The organism is Zavarzinella formosa DSM 19928 (assembly GCF_000255705.1).
Lineage (GTDB): Bacteria > Planctomycetota > Planctomycetia > Gemmatales > Gemmataceae > Zavarzinella > Zavarzinella formosa.
Genome location: NZ_JH636458.1, coordinates 19184 through 38339, shown reverse-complemented (window position 1 = coordinate 38339; position 19156 = coordinate 19184). Strand labels below are relative to the sequence as shown.

Genomic DNA, 19156 nt, shown 5'->3' with positions numbered 1-19156 from the left:
TGTCTAAAATCACCGATACTTTCGGGCAGGGCGGGACCTATTTAGCCCGTCTTCTTTTTGGCGTTCTTCGGGCTTTCCAGCGTGCTGGCGTGAACGGCGGCCGTAACCAGGTTGACAACCCCGAACACTTACAGAAGGTCATTGTTGTCACGGCTTCCGACCGTTGGCCGGCACCCCTTGACCCGGAGCGTGGCGGCCGGGCAATCGCCGACTGAAGTGAAACGCGGTCTGGCTGGCGCGTTGAGCGATTTCATGATCTCATCGTGGCTCGAATCGGAGAGGTATCCAATGAATTGGATTAATCCTCACCCGTGATCGCCCGGCGGGCGATTGCGAGGTTCGCCTGAGCTTCTTTGACCAATTCTGCCATCATGACTCGCAGATCGACGGAAACTTGCGGGACGAATTCCCCTACCAGCACCTCCAGCATCCCGTTTGCCTCCTGTATCGAGCTTTCGATGATCTGGATTCTGGCCACAATGTGGGAATTCATGTCGGTCCTTTCAAACGACGTCGTCAAGAACGTGTCTTCAGCCCACTGAAATAGAGTACAAAAATCCGGCGTAATGTTGTGCCGCGGTCGAGTTGCACAACAATTCAAAATTCGAGGGGCCGAATGTGCTTTTTCATCACAGATTGCCAATTGAAGATGCAGATTTCCAAAACCGCCGGATTTCAACGTTGCCGGGCAGGCTCGACTGTCGTCGGGCCGATGAAATGTGGTCTTATCTCATCCCGAATCGCGCGCGCAAGACTCAACGCCCCAGTCTGAAGTGCTGAACGGTCCCGCTGTGCCTGTTGAAGGTGCCTGCCGAACACGACCATCGCCTGTTCAACTTTTGACTTCTCGCCTTTTTCTTCTGTGGGATCACCTCTCGGAATATCTTCAAAACAAGAGAGCGGACCCCAATAGAGAATCCAAAACTCTGTCTCGGCTGACTTGACAACATTTGGGTCGTCGGAATTCGCGATGGTCGAAGCCGCCTTCGAGGCCAGGACGTAGTGGTTCATTTGGTTTTCCCAGAAAGGCCTTGCGGTTTCCCGAAGGAGCGCATCATGCCGCTCTCGCTCACTTAAGGTGCGTTGCGAATAATACTGGACCACACCAAACCAAAAGCCCGCGACGGCGAGCATGGCGGTGACCAACGGCAGATAACGACCGATTAGCCGGTCGACTCCGGAACTGGCTCGCATCGCATCGATCTCGAGCTGAAGTTTATCGATCTCTTTGCGAAGACGCTCTATTTCGAGAGCGTTACGGTCAGGTTCTGAGGTGGCTGGCATATAAGGAACTCGCGAGAATAAGTTCGGACTTAAAGTATCTATTGATATCCCGGCGGAGAGTCCAGACTCTTGTCAACTGGTCTGCGTTCGTGCAGTTGGGTCATCTGCCATGAGTTGTTCCTTGCGATTAATAAGACCAGATGGCCGCGGCCAAGACACCGAGGACGCCTGTGATGAATGCGCTCCAGATTGGCACGCGAAGCGTCAAGTTTCGGCGCCGTTTCACTTGAAAATCGTTAATCCTCGCCGGCGTCTTCATGAGTTGCCACACGAATTCCAAAGAAACGGCCCGCCAATCCGCTCCCCCGTCAAGTCAAGCGTTCGGAACGCAGCAATCCGATCAAACCATCCGGTTCAACAGTTTCAGCCCACCGTTCCCGGGGTTGGCGGACGTGATTGCCAATTGCGTGGGGCCGGTGCTCGTGTCCACGGCGGCAATGGTGGCAAGATCATAGGGCGGTGGTCCATATTCCCGCCATGGACAAGCACTAATAGGTCGCGTTGGGGCGATCCTTGAGTCTCGCAGGACAGGTGGCCTCCGTCGGGAAGCTTGACAATGGCCATGTTGATGTGTGGAGTCATGCGATTGGCCTGTTCAATATGGCCTGACTGCAGGAATTCACCTATTCCGTGATGAGGTTCACTGTAACACTCTCATAGGCGATCACTACAGTGACTGGTTTACTTCCGCAGTCACGATCATCATGTTATCCATGTCGTAGACCTTTTCTGCTCCGGTAATCTTGAGTGGGTCGCCGTGGTCGATTTGGTAGACGCGATTGCTACGCGGGCCCGACCGCCGGTAATTTGGCGACAGGAGGTTGCTTTGCACGAACGGTGGCTTGCCACTCTTCATGTTCGCGATGTCTTCCGGGAGGGCGCTCCAAGGAGAGCGGAGTACAGGGTCTTTCTCGACGGCCTTCCAAAACTCCATACGAAAGTGGTCAAAATTCACGAAAGGAAGATCACGCAGTTTTTCTGCAACTTGGCCGGGAAACTGTATGATACGGCCATTAGAGAGCCAATCGTTGGCGTCCCGGATGACCGGCCACTTTCCCCCGCCGGAAGCTGTTCCAGGCATCTTTCGAAACACTTTAGTGCTTGCCGCAGTGGGATTAAAGCCAGAGTCTGTGCGCGGAGGCAAACGCTCCGACACGTCTCCTTGTCCTTCTTCAAAGATGTCATGAATGTCGAGCTTCCGCTCGTACTCAGAAAGCTCACGCTCGAATTCAGCGATCTCGTTTGCGAGAGCCTGAGATTCTTTGCCGCTTGCCTTCTCGCCCAGATTTGCAAGTTCGACTGATCTTCGCTCTAGTTCCTCTAGATAATTTGTAACTTCAGAGGGAAGTTCTTCGAGTACATGTTCGAACCGTTTGGCTAGGATTGAACAGGGTGAGGAACAGCGGCGAATTACACCTTGTTTGGAGACTTGTATGGTATGACTCGTGGCGCTCTTGGCCTCGGCCGTTATTTCCGCCGCTAGCAACTCTCGCCCGTCTTCCGCCCCTTCGTTGCCCGCAGCCCTGGCAGTTTGCTCGGCGATCCGCTCTGCCTCGCGTTTGGTGGCCTCACGCCCTTCCTTCTCAATCAGTCGTTTTGTTTCCTCCTCGGCAGCCTCCTTGCCTCCCGCCTTTACCCCGCCGCGTTCCAGAGCCGTGGCCGCCCCTTTCACTCCTTTGGCGGCGGCGCTGTAAGCGTCGAGGAAAAAAAATACAGAGTCGAGAAGTGCGGCGACCAAAGCATCAGAAGCCCGCCCGGAACCAACGAGGTTTTGCTTGTCATTGAGGGCCGTTTTAGAGGCGTCCGCAACAGCCAGATACTTTTCCCAACTATCTGCGGCCTGAAGACCGCTTAGCGCAACACCGGAGGCAACAAATACCGTGGCCCACCCGGCAGTTGCAAACTCGGCGATTATGAACGCCGCCGCGGCCGCCGTGCCGATTCCCATTGCCTTCCAGAACTCAACTGACTCGTGATGACTTAATAATTCTTTTGCCAGCCATTGGTCGTACTGCCCGTTCCAAGCGGTCATGCTCTGGCTCTTTTGCCCGGAGAACAATTGGGCGTGGATCGGTTGCAGGTTAAGAGGGTCCAGGTCACGGGTGGCGATTCGTTCACGGGTTCGCACGATGTTGCCCTGAACAGTTTCGAATGCCTTTAGTATCGCAGCTCGTGCTGCCATCGGGTCCGTGCCAATGGCCGCATCGACACTGCCTGCTGTCTGAAGGGCGGCGAGTGCGGGATATTTAATCTTCAGCCCGGATAACGCTGACTCCGCTTTGAGGTATTGGGTGTTAGTTTGTTGCCAGGTTGGTCGAGGTGGTGTCTCGGCGTCCGTGTATGGTATCGCGGGCGGCTTTGTTGGGTTGAACGCAACCTCATTTTTGATCGTAATGTGGCCCAGCCCATCACTAATCGTTTCGTACTCGTATCCTACCGGTATGGATAAGATTTGGGCTTTGTACGTTTCCGCGCGTTTGAACTCCGGGGCAGCCTTCTGAATCTCATCAATGCCCCCACGCTGCGTGTCCGTGAACACTGGCCCGAGTTGTTTCAGGCCAAGTCGGTCGATTTCACTCGCGATGAGTGAATCGTTGGCATCCATGTGCTTTTTCGCCGTCTCTGTGACATCGCCAAGGAACCGCTTGCGGATCGCATCAACATCGCCCAGGTATTCGATCTCCGCACCGCGATCCACACTTTCGATAAATAACCTGGTGACATTGGCGTCCTTTCTTAGCAGCCCGGTAAGCCGGCCCTGAAACGTCTTCCAATGATTTTCAAGTTCAAGTTCCTGAATTGGACCAACCCAGATGTTACCGTGTACGATCGCAGCAATTTTCTGGAGTGTCTGTTCATCAGATGGATCGTGATGAGCCACCGGTTCTGGAGGTCCAGAATCGGTGGTCGGTGGCGCAACGACACTTTCAGGAGCCGTGCCGCTCGTCATCCCGGCCGGTGCATCTGTCTCACGCCTTATTTTTGATCCCTGTTGTACCACATGCACCAACTCATGAGCCAGCAATCCCTTCCCAATCTCGCTTTGCGGGGCGTACTGGCCGTTGGCGAATGCAATGGAATTGCCGACGGTATACGCCTTCGCCTGGACGGCGTCGGCGGAGCGGCCGGCCTGCGAATCTGTGTGGACACGGACGGCCGACAGGTCGGCCCCGAGCCGCGGCTCGAAGAAGTTTCGAGTAGATTCAGAAAGGGGTTGGCCGGGTTGGCCAAGGACTTGGTTGACGATGGGCGGGGCCGTACCGGGACTCTCTCCGGTCGCGGAGCGGCGGACTTTCTCTTCTTCGTCGCATGCCGCACACTTTCGTTGCACAATAGGCGTGGAGGTCGGCGCCGACATCCGCATCACTTGGGCGGCAATGCGTTCGGCTTCGAGTTCAGCCGGGTCGGTCGGCGAACTAATGGTCAAGTTCGTCGAAGGCGGCGGTGCAGCCGATGTCCGAGCGAGGCGAAACAGATTCGCCATCGCTCGGTTACTCGAACCAGCTCCACCAGGAGCCACGGTGGCTTTGGTCGCGGGAGCTACGGTTGGCTCAGCTTTCGATGGTGTTGCTTGCGGAGGAACTTTTGTTGCCATGAGTCGAATCGCTTGAGAATATTGGCAAATTTCAACGCGGCAGTGTTACTGAAAGTCGCCCACTCACTCCTGTCTCGCAACTGACCGAACAATTATCCTTCACTCGATGTTCTTAAGCGGCGAGAACCACACCTGCAGCCCGCAATGCCCAGATTATCGCAAAACGCGCCGTCGCAGACAGACCGGCGACGATCGCACCAACTTCGCAAAAGCCAGTCGCACAAGCAATCAATGCGGCAGCCGCGGCGGCACCCAGCAAAGTCCAAACCCAATCCGGAATGCCGTGACCAGTGGGATTAGGCGATTCTGGTTCATTAGTTTGTTGTCTTTGCTGAATTTGCTCGACCCGTTGTTTGATATCCTTCACTTGCTCAGTTTCCCAAACATAATCGGAGGTATTACATATTGCCATGTATGTGGCAATTAACTTGACGAGCGAGGCAAGGATGAGTTGATACCGAAGCTTGTGGCCAGGATCGCCGCCGCCATGGGCAAACAAATCTTCCGCCCTGCTTTCTAAACGCTCAAATAGCAACTCAATGCAAGCAATGAGTTCTGGACAAGTTGCTCCTGGCGAAGTGGCCAGTTTGATGCATTCGTCCTCGTCCGCGTGGGGAGCGTCGTTTTCGGAACGAAATATCATTGTTCTCGAAATAGCTCTTGGGGAGTAACCAACTTCATGCGAAGCATTTTCGCCCTGTTTTTGAACTACGTGCACCAATTCATGTGCCAGCAACCCCTTCCCACTCTCGCTCTGGGGGGCGTACTGTCCTTCCGCGAAGGCGATGGAGTTGCCGACAGTATACGCCTTCGCCTGGACGGCGTCTGCCGACCGTGCGGCTTGGGTGTCGGTGTGGACGCGGACGGCCGAAAAGTCGGCCCCGAGACGAGGCTCGAAGAACGACCGCGTGGCGGCGCTTAACGGCTGCCCCGGACCGCTGAGGACCTGATTGACGAGGGCAAGGCCGGCGGGTGAAACGTCTCCCGTGGCGGACCGTTGAGCGCGCTCGTCATCACAGGTGGCGCATGTGCGTTGGATAACCGGAGGTGTCCCCGCTGGCATCCGCATGATCGCTGAGGCCACCCGCACGGCCTCGCGTTCCTCGGGATCGCCCGGCGAACTCACCGGCAACGGCGAACGCACCGGCGTTTGGGATGAGGCCATCCGAAACAATTTGGCCAGCGACCGGTTGCTGGCCGCCATCGGCGCGCTGGCGGCCACGGCGTCCCCACGCAACGGGCTGGACGGCGAGGGATTGGCCTTATGCGGTTGCGGCGGGACTTTCGCAGCCATGAATTATCCTTTTCCCGTTCGGCTTCCAACGCCACGGCGGATGCGAGAGCCGTTCGGCATCCCAACCTGGCAAGAAAGTGCATGCTCATCGGAACCTGTCGGTCGCGCACGGGGACGGCGTCCGATTGGCCCCGGCAACTTCTGGGATCGGTTTCATCTTGCCATCCGCAACCGAACCCAGAAGTTGGTCTCCACGTCACTTGCCGTGAAACACTGCTTGCCCCCAGAGTTTGGGAAAATCATAAGTTAATTCCCTCATGTCTGGCTTCTTGACATCCGCCGATTTCGGGTTCAGATCAGGGATCATGCGGGCCGCCGTTTCCGGGTTTAGAACGTCGGATAAAATTGCCCAAAAAACAGTTCCTGTGTCGTCCGACCAATGAATATCCCAGCACAATGCCCGTTTCGCTTCGGGGGCCGGCATCCGCATCTTTTCGGTTGCAGACCACAGAACCCGATATTCCATTACCGACCACGGAACCCGATATTCCATCGTGTATCCGCAATTGTCCAGATCGAATCCAAAAGCCCCGGCCGGAGTATTTTCTTTGCCATTGTCTGTTGCTTGAATGTCCAGAAGAATTACTTTGTCATCTTGAGTTGTGATCCGAAGTCCCGGCACCACTTTTCGATCCGATTTTATCGAGTTAGTATTATTCCAGGCCCACATCTCGATCCTGTACAAGGGATTGTCTGGTGTTGTCTCCCGCACCTGATCGGAGGCATTGTCCTTGCTGGAAATGTGGAGCGAAACACTCCCCCCCTTGTAAATGTCGCCTTTTTTTGTTGGTTCTTGGGGGTTGCGCAACGGAAAAGGGTCGGCGATGTGCGCTCCGATATAGAGATACGTCTCATCAAACATCAGGTAACCTTCAAAAGCATGACTCCTTTCAATAAATTCCGACACCGAGGAGCCAACAGGCAATGAGGACTTGACGGGCTTTGAGCGATCCCATTCCTTCAAGTCGCCATCAATCTTGACGTACTCTTTTCTTGGCTGGACGTGCATCGTGTGACTGAGACCAAATTGCAAAAAATCAATTTTTTTGTCGTAGTGACGCACAATGGGTATGTGCGGCAATGGCGGGTTGATTAAGTCCGCGGACATTTTGTTGTCCGTTGGCTGAACCTTGTCCATTGGCTTCTGAGGGAGGCCAATGAACAAAGCGGCAAGCAGCAAGACAACGAGAACCACCCCGCACATGATCGGCGTCTGATTGGCCGTGGCCCATCGGCCCGACGGTGATTGGCCGCTGACCGACTTGATATCGTGGTTGAATTCATCAACGATCGGCTGAGGGTTCTCAATCACCGCTTGCGGATCGGCTTTCACCTTTTCGATCAATGCCTTCATCCGCAGCTTGCTTCCATCCAGGCCGCCTGCCAAAAACGAAGCGCGGTCGTTCTGGCCCTCCCTCAACAGTTCGGCGACTCGGGTGATGAGCTTTGACGGTGTCAGCTCGCTGTTGTCGGCCATGAGAGAAACTCCTTATGGGTCATTTTTGCTCCCGGGCCGACAATTTGCACATTCGATAAACGATTCTCAGTTTATCCTTGTCCGCCGGGGTAATGGAACCAGATTGGGATTGCTTTTCCATGCTCGCAATAAAGCGGTCTTCCGGCATCGCCAGAATGTCGTCCGCGTGCAACGTCTTCAACACGTCCCAGTGCGCCCCAAGGAGCGCTTGAATGTCTTGGAGTTGCGCCATCGCACGCGGCAACGCGACTGTCGGCGTCGCGGATTGTTGCGTCACAGACGGCGGCTCTCCCCGCGAAGGCGGCGGAACTGCCGATGAACCGCCGGTGTTCGCCGGGGGATCTTGGGGAAATTGTTCACGGGGCGGCGCCGCCATGTCCGGCTCGCCGTTAATTTTTCCTTCGACGATCCTCACCGTGCCCACCACGACATAATCAGAGCGCCGATTGGACTGGCCGAGCAGTTGCGTCAACCAAACCGGGCCGTCGAAAGGAGCCTGCGGTTCGTTTGGTTTTTTTTCCAACAATCGAAAGCGCATCGTGTCTTTCACCCTGGAAAATTCCATCTGCTCCGCATGATCCCCGCACCGGCTGGAAGCCGCCCGCACCGGGCGAATTTCGGACTCGGTTGGTTCGACGATGAGATAGAACTCACCATTCGGGGTCTTGCTTGACGGATTCATCTGCGAGCCACACGACGACGGATACGCCACCAGCGCCCCGTTGAGGACCTCGGCGGTGTTGAGAAAAACAGGTTCTGGAAGAAAGATTTCATCCCCCACCGGTGTGATGACATAGCCGGGCAGCGCGACCAGCCACGTTCCCGTCTCGCGTTTGACCGCCGGTGGCAAATAGCGAATCGACTCAGTCACCAAGGGATAAACCTCGTCTAAGAAACTCTTGAGGGCGTCATCCGGCTTGCCTTTTTCCGGACCTTGGGGAACTCGTTTGATGGTCACGCCGCGACAGATCCCCCATCCGTGCAACATGCGATTGTGCCGGCGGAATTTGTGGGTGAGATACTCGCGGTCTTGCGCGAGATCGAAAGCCGTGGGTACTTGCCGCTCAAAATAACGAGCCCGTTCCTGGCTGTCGGGGTTTCGCGGCGCTCGAAGTTGCGACATGGTTATTCCTTTCGGTGTTTGGGATCAGCAACCATCACATGGCAGCCGGAATTCGAATGTTTTGTGAAACTCGCCACCTTCCGTGCCATCGCCGGTCGGTAGTGACCTCTCGCGGGGTTGGGACTGGTCCCAATATTTGCTCGGGTGCCGGTGTTCTTCACCGTGCCCGTAATAATACGTGTAGGCAGATTCCGACTCTTGCGGGGCATCGGGGGACGGAGGCGCCGCGGCAGACTGGTCAGCCGGCGCCGGGATACCCTCGGCGGCGTTTTGCCGCCACAATGCGTCGCGGTCGTCTTTGGAGATGTATGAGCCCTCGAACGTGGCATCGAGCGCTTGCGGCGTCGGGAAGCCACTGGATTTTTCACTCTTCAAGGCTGTTTCCGGAGTGACGTTGCCAAGGACAATGAACCGAAGCACATCCCCCGGACAGAGGTGGTGGAAGCCGCCGGAAAGTGTGTATTCAGCGACCCAACAGGCTTCCTCCGTCGGTTTGTTGGCGCCGAGTGCGTGGAGCCTGACATCTTTCTCGAACTTCAACAGTCGCGGATCGTGGGGCGTCTTGTCCTGGCAGTTCCAGTGGAGGCTCCAGACCTTGAAGGAATCGGGCAGTTTGTCAGCGGAGACCTTCCGCGAGAACGTCACACGCAACCTCGCCTTGCCGTGCTTGTGCCAGTGATATTGCCGGCACTTTTTTTCGTGAAACCAGAGGTCGTCAAACTCCATGCCGATAATCGTCGGAGCGGTCGGCTTGGCGGTCGCGTGGAACGTCAGGTGCGAACCGGGATGGAACGGCGGGTCTTCCGGCTTCGCGGGCACGATTCGGGCCGCGACCGTATGTTGTCCGGGTTGCCCGCCGAGTTGCCAGCAGACTTTTTGGGCGAGCAAACCTTGGCTGTTGATCCCGACGTCAAGGGTCTTCTTCTTTGGATCATCTTGGAAAGGCGTGGTTGACAAGTCCTCGTTCGAGAGAATCCCCCCCCCTTCCGTTTGGATTTCAAAACGCACTTTGACAGACGAATAATTACTCACCGTAAAATTGTCGGGGTCCGCGTTGGGATCAAATTGGCTGTCGACAACCCGAACTTGCAACGCCTTCCCCAACTGCTGATAAACGTCGGCGTGCTGGCCTTCGCCGGAGGCGCCGTTGACGCCGTGGAAAACCAACGAGCGCACGCGCGATGCCTCGTCAACTCGATCCGCGAGTCCGAACACCAATCGCGAGAGCGCATCGTTACTGAAGAGCTGGCGATAAAAAGGCCCGTTGTTGGAAAATGCCAAACTCTTGAATTGGACAAGGGGAGGGGCCTCCGGCTTTGCCGGAGCCGTCGTGTCCCACGTCACCGTAAGTTTAATGAGGCCCAAAGATACCCAAGCCGGTTCGGTCTCGTCGTCGGGCGTAACCGGCAAAACCAGTCGTTTCGTCAACTGCCCTTCCCAACGATGGCGCACGCCTTCCGGCGGTTCCGGCGGAAACACCTTCGGAAGGTTGCCCGTTGGCGGCCACGACGTGTCTTCGTCCCGGTTGAATTCTTCTTCGACCGCCAGTCCGCCGGTGTGCCGGGGCGGTGTTGCCAGCTTTACGCGCACCCGAAATTGCTCGCGCACCGAACTTTCATTGCAATCGTTGGCGCAATGGCCCGCCTTCACGTCGATCGGATCAGTCAACACACCCGTCGAGGCGATTTGCACTTCCGCCCATTGAGGGTCTTTGGATGCGTTGTAAATCCCGCCGAGGTCCGTTGGATCTTTTTCAAACAACGCGGCCAAAAAATTGACGGCATCACGGGGGAATACCTCATGCCGATGCTGGAACACGCAGACCGGCAATTGACAGACCTCGGGCCGATCCTTTTGACGGCTGACGTCGGGCACAACGATTTCACGGCCATAGCCGTCCACCGCGACCCCCGGCGCCAGCTGAATCCACCATTGGTGACCACTGTTATTCGCCGGCGCCTTGTCGGGACCCAATAACTCAAACCGCAAGCCCGCCAGCACTCCCTTGCCCAGCGCGAGGCGATTTAGCAGCCAGCGTTTGCCGTCGAAATAGTTCTGCTCTTTGCGCAGCACCTCTTCGGTCAGCAGCATGCCGTAAAAATAATTGTTCTTCACCGGAGACGGCAGTCCTTGAAGCGGGTATTCGTCACGGCATCGATATCGTGCATGAGGCATGTTTGGTCATCTCCAGGAGTTACATCAGCGGTGTGTTTCGGCTTAAATGCGCCGCGCCAACCGTCGACGGGGGCGGCGTTGGATTGAGGGGCGTTTCCGGCCCCGGCGGCTCGTCCAGCGTCCACGGCGTCGCCCGGGACTCGGAGCCGACCACCGTGTCAATGCCCAAACGCGATTGCACGCCGACGCGAGCCAGCGGTTCAATCACTTGCACCGAGTAGGTGGCATGGGCGGGAGCGAGATCACTGACTGCTTGTTCGATCAATTGGCGAACTTTGTGATCCGGCATGTCTGATTCGTAACCCCGGACGACAACATGGTGCGCCAGGTCATCCCACAATCGCATCCGCGAGTCGGCGGGATCGGGCAGCGTTGGCGCCCCCAAAAGCCACGGCAAATCATGCCAGCCCGGCTCCTCCACCATGACATCGACGCCCGTGGCCAGCCAGATCAAGCGACGGAGCCCTTCAGGAGTGCCCCGTCTCGCCATCCAATACGGGCCATCGGCAAAAAGCTGGCGGATGCGTTCCTGGTCGTGACGAAGGACGCTTGTTCGCAGCACGGCGGGCAACGCCAGCGCCGTCCGCAGCCAGTCTAGTTCCGCAGCCAATAGTCCGTATTGCGCGGCAACCGCGGTGGCCGAAAAAAGCGCTGGAAGACGGTCGATGGCTTCGGTGACATCGTCAAACCGCGACTGCAACAACGTGACCAACGAACGGGTCACTTCCCGGCGTGATGGCTGCCGTTGATACGCTTCCGGCAAATCAGCCAGCCAGCCGTCGGCATTGTTTTCCAAACGCGCTTGAGACAACGCGGGCGAGGTCGTGCCGTCGCCCGCGACCAGCCCGAAAATCCACAACTGATCGGCGGGATGCTGGACCGTGCCGCCGTCGTTCGGGATCAGCCCGTCGAATTGGTTTTCAGGAAACGCGTGCCACACCCGCGCCGGCGTTCTTGGCGGTGTGAGCGAAGCGGCAGCCTTCGCTCGCAGCGGGGCGAATTCACATGTTTCCGGCTTCGGCGTTGTTTCTTCCAAGGGGTCGAATTCCAGCCTCGCAAAGAGGTCGGGATGCGTCTCGAGACGATACCAATTCGGCAGGCGATCAGAGCGTGGCCGGAGCGGCGGCTCCCACATCCGTTTCCGTTCGCTTGGATCGCCGAGGTCCTGCTGGCTGAACGTGAACCATTGGGTGTAACCGTGCTCGCTCATGCGGCCGTCGAACCGCAGGCGATGCCATTGCGTCACCTGGTTGCGCTTCCCGGTGAACGGCCCGGCAAGGAACGCACCTTGTGTTCGGTACGCGCCGCGATGTGTCAGGCGGAACACATCACGGCCCGGACCGGCGAACAATAACAATTGCGGCTCCACTTCGGCCTGATGCGCGGTGTGTTGCACGCCGAGCGCCACCGCCGGACCGTCATAAAGAGGCAGCCATGAAGGCTCGACAAGGCGGGGATCTTTCGCCCGGAGGGATTCACCCAACTCGAAGCACCAAACTCGCGGCGGGTTCGATGCCAACGCCACCACCGCCGTTGTCTCGATGATCGTAAAAGCGGTCACTGGCTGGAATGCGGGCGGCGGTTCAGGAGAGTCGGTGGCGTACTGCCGAAGCTTCGCCGCTTGTTGTTGGCGTGTCGCGATAAAGTCGGAGTAAATCTCCCCCAGTCCCGTGCTCAGAATCGAGGGCGTCCGTGACGGCTTCGTCTCGACGCGCGGCACCCGGAGCAATTGCAACGGCTCATCGGCAACGCGTCGGCCGTCGGGCAGGAACACGAAAACCACCAATTCCAGTTCGGCGGCTTTGGAATGATCGTCCGGGTGCGTCAGCGACAGCACAAACACCCAATCGTTTGACGCGTCGCCGCGGCTGGCTGGCGAACGCCCGGTCGCGACATGAATCGGATCGTACCTGCCGCAATCAAAGCTCGTTTCGGTCAGTTCGCCGTCCGGCGTGAGCTTGACCACTTCGTTTCGATCCCCCGGCGTCGCATCGATGACATAAACGTAATCGTGCCGGTCGCACGCCAATTGTCGGGGGCCATCCAAGCCGGCGAACCGGCCGGCCGGTTGCGGCTTTTCGTACGGCCACGTTTGCCCCCAGACCGCCACCACCCGTTCTTGAATCGGGTCGACGATTTGGATGCGGTTGTTGCCCGTGTCCGCAATTAGCAACCGGTTGCGGCAACATTGGAATGCCAATCCTTGCGGCCTGTTTAACTGGCCGACTTCCCAGCCCGGTTCGTGCGAGCCGACACATCGTTGCGGGGCGATCAAACCGCTCTTCGCTTCAATTCGCAAGACTTGGTTGCGTTCGGGATCGGAGAGATAGATCGAGCCGTCCAAGCCCGTCGTGACACCGGCCGCCACGGGCGTGTCCGAAGGATCGCCGGGCACGCCGGCGATCCGTTGCGGCCGCCCCGGTAACTTGCGTAGCGTGAGCGCTCCGGTGTCCGGATCGACTTCCATGCCGAAGCGACGAACGCGAGGCCAATCATCGTTATGGTTCAAATATTGGAACATGCTCGCTCTTCGTTACACTTCGATTCCCACCCATGCGACCGTCACTTTGCTCTCTTCCGCGGACTCGGGCTCCGGCTTGGCCGGCTCGCCCGGCTTTGGCTCGCCTTGTTCTTCGGGCTGCGGATTAGATTTGGGGTTCGGCCCGGCCGTGGCCGCCGACGGGCGATGTGCCCGAAACTGATCAATAACTGTCAGGATTGTGGGAAAAAGGGAGGACACCACAGCCATGCCCCCTGTTATTCCCGCCGCCACCTTCGCCCACGCGGTCACCTTGAGGAATTCCGTCAGCAAAAGGTGCGGGAGGGCGGCCACAACGGCCCCCGCGCCGATCACCAACAACGATTTGCCACCCAGTCCTGGCTGATTGGAATTCGGGTCCGGCTTTTTAGGCGGGGTAATCGCATCCAACAGGCGCCTTACGAACTCCAGAACACTCGCCCCCGCGAGTTTCGTCTCGCTCGCGGGAGCAGGCGGGGGAGCGGGCGCGGCATTTGGCTTCTTCCGCCATGTCCAATACATCTGCCCCACCACCGCCAAGGCAGCCAAATTACTGGCGATCTGTGTCCACATTTCTTCATTCTGCATCAGGTGAAACAGAAGAATTCCGAGCAGCAAGAGCAACAACAGCACGAGAATGATCGCCCACTGCCCCCAATACGGTTTCTTTTCCTTCGGCTTGGTCCCCACCACGACGCGCGGCACCACAAGATCGAACTGCGTCGAACTCACGTTTTCAATGAAGGGTTGCGCGGCGGCGGTGTAAGGGGCATGACCGAGCTTGAATTCAAGTGTGTATAAGTATTGGGGGATCCGAACAAAACCCGCATTGACCGTGTTAATCGTAACGCGGCACCAATCCCCTTCGCACTTCCAAGTCGGTTCATCCGGCGTGACGTTCTTTGGCGCCTGCCGACCCGGCGTCGGCTCATCGCAGTCAGACTCTGGCTTCGGCGGTTCAATCGTTTCGCGACCGCCAAAAATGTACGGCCGCTTGGGCGGAACTGCCGACCGGCGACCCACCATGCTCACGGCGACCACCTCGCCCTGGTCCAAATCCGCCGTCCCCACAATGACATCGTAACCCGGTTCTAATCGGCTCCCCGCCTCGCTCTCCTCCGGATCTCGCCACCGAATCACCGCCTGGGGAAGTCGGCGCAGCGGAACGCCTTGCTGGCGGCACGACGCATCCTCATCGCGGGTGTCGGTCGTTGTCCGATACGAAGCCGTCACCCACCAGCTTTTCCTTGTCTGAGGGCCGCTCGCCACTTTTTGCGCGGGGACATCCAATTGGATTTGGTCACTGACAATCAGTTCTCGCCCTTCCACGTCCAGAACGTAGCCCGGTTGGACGAGCACCCCCCGGCGATCCGGCAACGGCAAAACCGCACACCCTTCCGCCACCCCCCAGTCGTGCAACGTACGGTTGTGCAGCGATTGGAGCTCACGAACCGTTTCTTGCACGTCATTGAGATCCTGCGCCGACAAGCTCTGGATGTCTCGGAATTTCGGCCACGGGAGCTGTCGTCTCCCAATCGTTTGTGACATGCTGAAACCCTCGGATTGCCCCGGTTCGTTCTTGATCTGGCGGTCGGCCTTCGCGCGTTGCTCGATTCCGGTCCAATGGACTTCCAGCGGAGTCGCCAGTCGTTCGTTGAGGTCATCAATCGGTTTGTCGTATTCCACCCGCAACAAAAACCCGTGATGGCAGGCTTGCGACACCGTGACAAACGGGGCATTGTTTTCCACCAGATCGGGGACGTCTTTCCCGGTGCGGAACCGATTCGCGTCGTCGGTGTTTTGCCCGCCGATCGTCACGACGTACACCGGGGCATCAAGCACCGGTTCCCCCGTCAACGGGCCGGCGTTTGGATCGGCAGCCGGGGTGTCCGCCGACGGGCTGTGGCCATGAGGTTTGTTGGCATCGTGGCTTGGCAAGAACCCCGCCAGCCGCGTATCAATCCAAACCTCCCAGCCACGCCCTTCCGGGAGCGGAACAGATGTCGTCCCGCTCGGCACGACCCCCGTGGCGATGTACGGCCGCCGAAAGGCGCGAACCGCCACTGATCGGTTGTCGAGTTCGCGGGTAAGCGGACCGCCTTCGTCCTTTCGGCAAATTCGAGCAAGCGGAACATCCTGCGGCTCCAATCGAGGCGGCGCGTCCCTCGTGCCGGGGAGAATTTCCACCCAACATGGCGTTGGTGTGGGCACGATGACGTTGAGCTGGCGCTTCTCTGGCGGGGCGGCACGAAGGACAATCCAGAAATTCTTGAGTTCGGGCCCGGACATCTCCAGTTCCGGCCTTTTCTGCTCCGTGAGTTGGAGTGTTCGGCCGTGGGTGTCGTATGCCACCCCCGTTGACACGGTGACGGTCGTGCCCGCCAGCGACACGATCAATCCTTCGGCGACTCCAAAGTGTCGATGGAGGTGGTGAAAGTGGCGGGCGGCCGCGAACAACGGCACTTCCTTCCAATCCGTCAAGTCTCGCGCGGTTAAAAGATCAAGGGGCCGAAACATCGGGCCGTCGTTCGGAACGAGCGGGTTCATGCGTCCCCTCTCACTTCAAGGTTGAGTTCCGTCAAATCCACCAATGACCGCGCCGGAACGCCCACGGCCTTTTCACCCCACTCTCCGTTTTCGCCGGCAAGCCGCAAACCGGAGACGTATTGCACTCCGCTGATGCCCGCAAGAATCCGCAGTAACTCGCCGACGTGGAGATCGCGACCGAACGGCCAGCCCCGGCCGGACGGCCCGCCCAGAGTCGGGTGCAAAAATGTTCGCACAGCGCTCTCGGCCGCCGTTCGCACGCTTTCGATTTTGCGGTTGGAGGTGTGCAATGTGGCACGAACACGCACGACCGTATATTCCGGGCCGATGACGAACGACCGCCCCGTGACGTGACGCCGTTCACAAAGGAACGCATGCACCCGTCGGAGCAAACCGTCGGTCGGCATGGGGCGACCCAATGGCAGTTGCGGCACGACCACCACGGTAATTGCCCCGGGGGCCACGACTCCCGGATGCCGGGGGTCTGTTTCCGCCCACGCCCGCGCGCGGACGACACCCGTCCCGGGCACGCTGCGCGCCAGGCACTCGAAGTCAAGCAGGTTGACGGCCATCGGCGGCGCTTGCAATCCGTTGATCGACAAACCATCGAGCGTGTTCTGTCTGGCGGCATCCGCCCGATCAATCAATCCCTCCGGGGCGGCCAATTCGTTCGCCAGCCGATTCATCGCGATGGAAAGTGTCTCCTCATCGCGCCCGCCGCCGGCCGGCACCACATTCCGAAAAGGGACGGTTGGGAAATCCACCACGCGCCCGGGGTGATCCGGATCAGTGTCTGTCGCTTTCGCCCAAATGAATCCCGCCGCGAAATTCGCGGCTTCGGCCATCGACCATGAGTAGGCGGCCATGATGATCGACCCCGGCGGCGGCACCCGCCCCATCTCGCCATCACCAAACACAATCCGGCCCGGTGGTGAAAAGCGAGAACGCTTGCCCGTGCGCGATTGAGAAGGAGACGCGGTCGGCGTTTGCCAGAGGCGAAAATCGGCGGACCGCCGATTGCTGAGGTTCAAATCCGGAACCTGGCGCCAGCGAACAGCACGCCACTTGCCTTCGAGCGGGAAACGAGTCCAACCCCAGGGCGGCTCCAACGTCCACACCTGAAGCGTGTCCGTGAGGATGCGAATGGGTGGCGTCTCGTCATCGTTGTCTGGCGAATCGGGGTTGAGAAACGTATTGCCGGACGGACACGGCAACGCGAAATATTGGTCTGATTCGCCTGTTCCCACGCCCACGACGACCGCCTGTGGCCGCCCTGTTTGCTTCTCAAGGGGCGGGGTGTCTCCGGGCTCGCGGCCGACGAAACCGTTCGCCCCCCACAAGGGCCATTTGTCCCATTCCCGCAACCCCTCCGGCCAGCCCCGGAGCGCCAGATCATTCGCGGCGTCTGTCACATCCGCATTTGCCTCGTCGCCGAGCCGCAATTCGCCGAGCGTTGCCGGGGGCATGCCGTTCTCGGGCGTTTTCTCCGTGAACGTTCGGTCCCATTGTTCCACGAGAACAGCGTCCGCGATGAGATGGCGCAACTGTGGCGATGCGTCCGGCCGCCCCAGGCACAAGCGACAACGGATGTAGAAGTGTTCCACTGGAATCGTGCCGACCGTCTTCTTGGCCGCCGGCGAATTCACCGGGGGAAAAATACCGCCCGGAAAAACGAGGCGGCCCGGTTGAGTGAAGCCACGAGTCTCGTCACGAAAGCCTGTCAGCAGTACGGTCCGCCACGCGTCCTCAAACCAATACTCCCAACAAACGGTCACGCCGTGATGGGGCGTGACTGATCGTTCGGGATCGTATGGCAGGAAACCGCGGGCCGGATTCGGAACCGCCGTCCCCGCCGGCGGGGGGGCGACGGGGTCTTTTGTCGGCGAAAAGCTCTCGGGCAAGGAGCTTAAATCCCCGATCGCGGAGCCATCCGGCACGCACCACAACGTGAACGCCCAATCGGCTTTTTGGCCTGCATGGTCTGCTCCAGCATGCTGATTGCGCGTCGAAAAGATAAGCCGTTCCCCCCGCCCGGCGTGCGCCGGCGGGCTTGCGTTGTCTCGCGCCGACAGGGCTTTCGCCAAAAGCAGATTCAATCCGATATAAACCGCCGGTTGTTTATCCGCCGATCGCCCTTCGGGATCGGAAGGGCAGTCACCCCAGACCGGAACCGCCTGGCCTCGCGCGAGTGACGAGGTCAGGTCGCGATACTCCCGGCCGTCAAAAGATTGAAGGGCCGCCAGGCGGATGCCGGTCAGGTCGACGTCGTGGGCGGCACGAAAGCCAAATTCCGGCACCACCGGAGATTCGTCCGATGAATCCGAATGCAACATGGCTTCGTCCGGTTCGCCGGCCTGGCGAATTCGATCAACACCAATCGCCTCGCCGTGTCCGAACCCATTGTGTCCGTAACGCCGCGTTGCGGTCCCGTCAACCGGGGGACGCGGGACCAAGTATTCGCCGGCACGAACAATTGTCTTGTCACTCTCGGAAAGGCTTGATTTCTTTTCCTTCCCCGCCGGTGACTCTTCGGGCATCGGGGTATAAGCCAGTAACGTCACGGCAGGGCGCGGCCCCGCGGGTGAATATTGCTCCCCGAGCAATCGTAAAAACGCGTGTCGGAATGGCGTCCCGATCTGATCGAGCCGGAACAAATTCGCTTCGGTTTGATACGCCAGGAGTTCAATCAGCGTGATGCCGGGGTCCGTCGCGTTGTGGTCCGTCCACGACGGGGCATACCGGGGAATCAGCGTGACGGCCTCGTCACGCAAATCCTGCCAGGTGCGATCATCGAGCCGCGGCAGCGGGAGACTCATGGGCACACCTCTTCATTCGCATTGACGATCACGCGAATCGTCCCGGCGCACGGAACCTGCCCCGCCGGCACCGCGAGTTCCTCGCGCACGGCGGCCCCCGCCTCCGTCAATCGCAGGTCTTGGACGTAAGCGAGATTGGGCGAGAGTTTTAGGTGCAGCCACTTCACCAAATCGGATCGATGGATCGCCTGGCCGAATCCCCACCCGCGTCCGTCCGGCCCGCCGTGAACTGGATGGAGAAACAACGCGATGGCCGATTTCGCCGCTCGCGACAACAAGCCGGCCTGATCGGGCGCGCCGGGGACCAAGGCCGCTTCGACGCCGACT

11 protein-coding genes and 1 pseudogene are annotated in these 19156 nt (G+C 58.8%); 1 reads left to right on the top strand and 11 read right to left on the bottom strand.

Going from position 1 to position 19156, the window contains the following annotated elements:
- The coding region (locus tag BGIM_RS67725) for a hypothetical protein (protein ID WP_238537853.1) at nt 1–215 on the top strand (215 nt) is incomplete at its 5' end.
- Nucleotides 216–298: 83 nt separating this feature from the next.
- On the opposite strand, the gene BGIM_RS0147245 is transcribed toward BGIM_RS67725, so the two are convergent.
- From BGIM_RS0147245 to BGIM_RS66325, 11 genes and pseudogenes are all read right to left on the bottom strand, one after another.
- Nucleotides 299–493, bottom strand: a complete 195-nt coding sequence (locus tag BGIM_RS0147245) for a hypothetical protein (protein WP_020476548.1) — start codon at nt 491–493, stop codon at nt 299–301.
- 182 nt (nt 494–675) lie between these two features.
- On the bottom strand, nt 676–1284 hold the full coding sequence (locus BGIM_RS0147240) for a hypothetical protein (protein WP_020476547.1): 609 nt from the start codon (nt 1282–1284) through the stop codon (nt 676–678).
- Between the two features lie 667 nt (nt 1285–1951).
- Nucleotides 1952–4768: an eCIS core domain-containing protein gene (locus tag BGIM_RS59670; RefSeq protein WP_020476544.1), complete on the bottom strand. Its 2817-nt coding sequence runs from the start codon at nt 4766–4768 to the stop codon at nt 1952–1954.
- Between the two features lie 223 nt (nt 4769–4991).
- A complete protein-coding gene (locus BGIM_RS59665) occupies nt 4992–6173 on the bottom strand; it encodes an eCIS core domain-containing protein (RefSeq protein WP_084760695.1) in 1182 nt (393 codons plus the stop codon).
- Between the two features lie 196 nt (nt 6174–6369).
- A complete protein-coding gene (locus BGIM_RS0147215) occupies nt 6370–7527 on the bottom strand; it encodes a DOMON domain-containing protein (protein ID WP_162136366.1) in 1158 nt (385 codons plus the stop codon).
- Between the two features lie 142 nt (nt 7528–7669).
- Nucleotides 7670–8773: a hypothetical protein gene (locus BGIM_RS0147210; RefSeq protein ID WP_020476540.1), complete on the bottom strand. Its 1104-nt coding sequence runs from the start codon at nt 8771–8773 to the stop codon at nt 7670–7672.
- Between the two features lie 24 nt (nt 8774–8797).
- Nucleotides 8798–10948 carry a hypothetical protein gene (locus BGIM_RS59655; RefSeq protein WP_020476539.1) on the bottom strand — a complete coding sequence of 717 codons (2151 nt, stop codon included), beginning with the start codon at nt 10946–10948 and terminating at the stop codon, nt 8798–8800.
- A gap of 19 nt (nt 10949–10967) precedes the next feature.
- Nucleotides 10968–13469 carry a hypothetical protein gene (locus BGIM_RS0147200; RefSeq protein ID WP_020476538.1) on the bottom strand — a complete coding sequence of 834 codons (2502 nt, stop codon included), beginning with the start codon at nt 13467–13469 and terminating at the stop codon, nt 10968–10970.
- 12 nt (nt 13470–13481) lie between these two features.
- Nucleotides 13482–16013 (bottom strand): hypothetical protein, encoded by a 2532-nt coding sequence (locus BGIM_RS0147195; protein WP_020476537.1) that lies wholly within the window; start codon nt 16011–16013, stop codon nt 13482–13484.
- Nucleotides 16010–18829, bottom strand: coding sequence for a baseplate J/gp47 family protein (locus tag BGIM_RS0147190; protein WP_020476536.1), 2820 nt, complete (start codon nt 18827–18829; stop codon nt 16010–16012). The genes BGIM_RS0147195 and BGIM_RS0147190 overlap by 4 nt, the downstream gene beginning before the upstream one ends.
- Nucleotides 18826–19156: pseudogene (locus tag BGIM_RS66325) on the bottom strand (hypothetical protein); the annotation flags it as partial. The gene BGIM_RS0147190 and the pseudogene BGIM_RS66325, both read right to left, overlap by 4 nt.

Bases quoted from the DNA above. Each gene is read 5' to 3' on its own strand.
- BGIM_RS0147245 (WP_020476548.1), bottom strand. From the start codon at position 493: ATGAATTCCCACATTGTGGCCAGAATCCAGATCATCGAAAGCTCGATA.
- BGIM_RS0147240 (WP_020476547.1), bottom strand. From the start codon at position 1,284: ATGCCAGCCACCTCAGAACCTGACCGTAACGCTCTCGAAATAGAGCGT.
- BGIM_RS59670 (WP_020476544.1), bottom strand. From the start codon at position 4,768: ATGGCGAATCTGTTTCGCCTCGCTCGGACATCGGCTGCACCGCCGCCT.
- BGIM_RS59665 (WP_084760695.1), bottom strand. From the start codon at position 6,173: ATGGCTGCGAAAGTCCCGCCGCAACCGCATAAGGCCAATCCCTCGCCG.
- BGIM_RS0147215 (WP_162136366.1), bottom strand. From the start codon at position 7,527: ATGAAGGCATTGATCGAAAAGGTGAAAGCCGATCCGCAAGCGGTGATT.
- BGIM_RS0147210 (WP_020476540.1), bottom strand. From the start codon at position 8,773: ATGTCGCAACTTCGAGCGCCGCGAAACCCCGACAGCCAGGAACGGGCT.
- BGIM_RS59655 (WP_020476539.1), bottom strand. From the start codon at position 10,948: ATGCCTCATGCACGATATCGATGCCGTGACGAATACCCGCTTCAAGGA.
- BGIM_RS0147200 (WP_020476538.1), bottom strand. From the start codon at position 13,469: ATGTTCCAATATTTGAACCATAACGATGATTGGCCTCGCGTTCGTCGC.
- BGIM_RS0147195 (WP_020476537.1), bottom strand. From the start codon at position 16,013: ATGAACCCGCTCGTTCCGAACGACGGCCCGATGTTTCGGCCCCTTGAT.
- BGIM_RS0147190 (WP_020476536.1), bottom strand. From the start codon at position 18,829: ATGAGTCTCCCGCTGCCGCGGCTCGATGATCGCACCTGGCAGGATTTG.